Genomic DNA, 3,426 nt, shown 5'->3' on the forward strand with positions numbered 1-3,426 from the left:
GAGGTCAGTTCAAGTTGTGACTGACACTGGTTTTTCAAACGATCAGCAGCTTCCAGCATTTTTTCTTCCTTCATCCAGGATCTTGAATAATTGCAGTATGCGTCGGGGAGACTGACGCATACATAACCCCGCGGTTACAAGTTTGTCATTCAAATGTCAGGTGCAACAACATAGCGGGCGGGAACCGTTTTTGGCCAAACTATCGGCCCAAGTGTTCTGCACCCAAACACGTTCCCCAATTCAGGCGACGATATTGATCAGCGTCCCGGTGGTTTGGCCCTGAACATTCACAACCGGCGGTAACGCTTCCTCTGCTTTGCGCTGTGAGACCTCTTGCGCCCTGACTTCCTGGCGTTCGGCTTGTTTTAGCTCTTGGGATAGCGGACTCTCGACGGGCTGGCGTGCAGCGCTGGTGATGTTATTGCGGCTAATGGAATCGATAGCCATGAAAATCTCCTTGAACTTTGGTTTGACTCAATCAAAAGGGCGATTACTTGTCAGTCGTCGACTTCTTCCTTGTATTCCTTCGGCAATTTGTGGGCCCTACCCTTGTGGCTGTCGAGAGTGGCGGCGCGCTTTTCATTTCGGATTACGCGACGCGAACGTTTCGGGCAACGGATTGCCTGCCGTGACGGCATCTATTTGCCGGAACTGCGGGCCAAATGGCGGTGCGCCTGTTCCAGGGTGCGCGCATCCTTGGCGGCGTTGGTGAACTGCGCCTGCAGCGAGCGGCAGTGAGATTGCATCGCCGCCAGATCGCCTTTCGGGCGACTGGCATAGGAGAGTGCCATTTTCTCGTGCCAAGCCGCTTCGGCATCGTAATTGGCCGCTTTCTCCGCGAAATAGGCAGCTATTCGCTGGTGCTCGGCGGCTGTGGTGGCATTGGCAATGCTCGCCGGAATCTCACCGACCGACGGCACCGAGGTGCATGCCGTTAGAGTCAGAAAGGCAATCCCGGCAAGAATTGGAGCGAGTGCAATACGCATGATCTTCTCCACTGCTTGTAATGGTGCATCCAGTGTGCGACCCGGCGACTGTCGACAACATAACCATCGAATTACAAAACAGTTGGCGAAATGTCATGAGCAATCCGGTGGCTTTCACGACGCATCAATGCAGCCCGAAGTCGCATCGCAGGCATTGGCCCGCAGCACTCGACGCAGATGGAATTCGACAGTTGTCCGGAAAAGGGTAGACGCCCTTGTTTCGCGGTTTCGCTCAGCGGAAGCTGGCAGGAGGCCGGTTGCAGCAGGCTCCGGGTCCGGGGTGGGCGGCATTTTCCAGCTCGCTGGCTTCCGTCAGCTTCCAAAGGCGTCGTCTGAAGCCGTGGAGCCCTTCCTTGAACTGCAAGCCTTCGGCGGTGGCCACCGTTTCGATTTGCGAGAGAATGGTTTTCCTCAAATCGTATTCGACCAGCAGGTGAGTCTTTTCTGTAGTAACCGAAGTTACCCCGATCATTTTGCCGACACGCTGGGCGGCGCGTTGGATGTCCGATTCGTTGCCGTTCGCCAGCCGCAGTTTGCGTCGTTTCGGGATAGGCAGGATATCGGCAATCCGCTGTGAGCCGGTGTAGAGAGCCGGGATGTCATTGAAGCGTTCGAGGCAGTGGGCCGAGCAGAAGTGGTAGAGCATGCCGCGATAGGTGATGAAGCGTGAGGAGCGAGCGACCTCGATAGCCATGCCGCATACCGGATCGCGGCTTGTGGTCACGGCTTTTGTCATGGTCGCTCTCCCTCCCTGCTTGGCGCTATCTCAATCAGTGCCAAGCCGCATACCGAGGCAGCCTGGCTGTGCAGGCTTCTGTGAACATAGATGGTCGCCCCGGGTTTGCCAAGCCCTCAATCAGTGATGTTCAACAGGTGGAGATTGCAGCCATAGATCCGGACTTTGATCGAGGCCAAGGCCTCTGTCCCTGATGGAATATGCAGATCGGTCGCTCAACAGCCTCCAGTACTCGAAGTACGAAGTTCACATCAGCATTCACCGATCCCGGTCTGACCTATCTCGCCATCACGTCATGATTGCCTGTGCAATCGGTGGTTCTCCTTGATGTTTGCTGCCGTTGTATTTCTGCCTTGCAGGGGTACCCACGGGACCGATGGCCGAAGGTCCTTTTAGACCGTAGGGCAGCGGCACGGTGGGTACCCCGTATTCATGCCGCCACTCCGCACCTGGGGTCGTAGTCTCGCTCATGAGCCAGGAGCGCCCAAACAATCCGAGCATTCTTGTTGGCCTGTGCCACTGCGGCCACGTTCTTGTGACGTCGTCCCATAACCTCCGCGAGCCAGCTGCCAGCATAGGCAACTTTGCGCTCGGCAACACGGATTACGGCTCGCGCTCCGTGGATCAGCAGGGTTCGCAGATAAGTGTCGCCTCGTTTGCTGATGCCCAGCAGCGTTTGCTTGCCGCCGCTGGAGCTCTGGCGTGGCACCAGCCCTAGCCAAGCCGCCAGTTGTCGGCCATTCTCAAAGTTCCGCGCATTACCGATTGATGCCACCAGGGCGCTTGCCGTGATGGGGCCAATGCCGGGAATCTGCGCTAACTTTCTACTCACCACGCTCTCCCGGTGCCAAGCTTGGATTTGTACTTCCAAGTCTTGGACCTGCCGGTCCAACTCTTTGAGGTGGTCGCCAAGGCGTGCAATCAGGTGGCGAAAAATGCCAGGCAAGCCATTCTCACCATCCTCCAGAATCTCGGGTAGTCGCTTACCGATGTACCCAATGCCTTGCGGGATGATGATGCCGTATTCAGCCAATAGGCCACGAATCTGGTTGGCCTGAGCTGTTCTTGCCTTGACGAAGCCTTGGCGGGCGCGATGCAGCGCCAGCACAGCCTGCTGTTCGCCTGTCTTGATGGGCACAAAGCGCATGTTTGGTCGACTCACCGCCTCACAAATCGCCTCGGCATCGGCCGCATCATTTTTATTGCTCTTCACATACGGCTTTACAAACTGCGGTGCCATCAGTTTTACCGTATGACCCATCGCCTGCAGTTTGTTCGCCCAAAAATGAGCGCCACCACAGGCTTCCATGCCGATCAGGCAACACTGGAAATTGGCGAAGAACGGCAACACCTGATCGCGCTTCAGTTGCTTCTTGAGCACCGCCTTTCCCCGCTCATCAACACCATGAACCTGAAAAACCTGCTTTGCCAGATCGATACCAACTGTCGTAATCTTCATTTCGGTCGCTCCTCTCGCTCAGTGGGATATTGCTATCGCCACTTTGGTACTTTGATGCCGTTTCTGGGAGGGGCGACCATCCCATTAGCCTGGTAACGGAAATCCGTTATTTCATATCCCGGGGATGGTAGTGCTTGCTCTTGTCCTGCGCAGCATTCTTCCTGTTTGGATCAACGGCGGCCGGCGCCTTTTGCGGAACACCGGATTTTTCCTCAACGTGCGAGTGCGGCTTGACGGCCTTGGCG

Annotated in this window: 4 protein-coding genes; all 4 read right to left on the reverse strand. The window is 56.2% G+C overall.

What is annotated here, in order from left to right; genetic code table 11:
- Nucleotides 1-240: 240 nt before the first annotated feature.
- A complete protein-coding gene (locus WBK19_RS02715; RefSeq protein WP_511286730.1) occupies nucleotides 241-447 on the reverse strand; it encodes a hypothetical protein in 207 nt (68 codons plus the stop codon).
- Between the two features lie 191 nt (nucleotides 448-638).
- Nucleotides 639-998 carry a hypothetical protein gene (locus WBK19_RS02720; protein WP_511286732.1) on the reverse strand — a complete coding sequence of 120 codons (360 nt, stop codon included), beginning with the start codon at nucleotides 996-998 and terminating at the stop codon, nucleotides 639-641.
- 220 nt (nucleotides 999-1,218) lie between these two features.
- A complete protein-coding gene (locus WBK19_RS02725; RefSeq protein ID WP_511286734.1) occupies nucleotides 1,219-1,722 on the reverse strand; it encodes a YHS domain-containing protein in 504 nt (167 codons plus the stop codon).
- A gap of 430 nt (nucleotides 1,723-2,152) precedes the next feature.
- A complete protein-coding gene (locus tag WBK19_RS02730) occupies nucleotides 2,153-3,181 on the reverse strand; it encodes an IS110 family RNA-guided transposase (protein ID WP_511286736.1) in 1,029 nt (342 codons plus the stop codon).
- Nucleotides 3,182-3,426 lie beyond the last annotated feature (245 nt).

It is taken from the genome of Azonexus sp., assembly GCF_049652925.1.
In the GTDB taxonomy this organism is placed as follows: domain Bacteria; phylum Pseudomonadota; class Gammaproteobacteria; order Burkholderiales; family Rhodocyclaceae; genus Azonexus.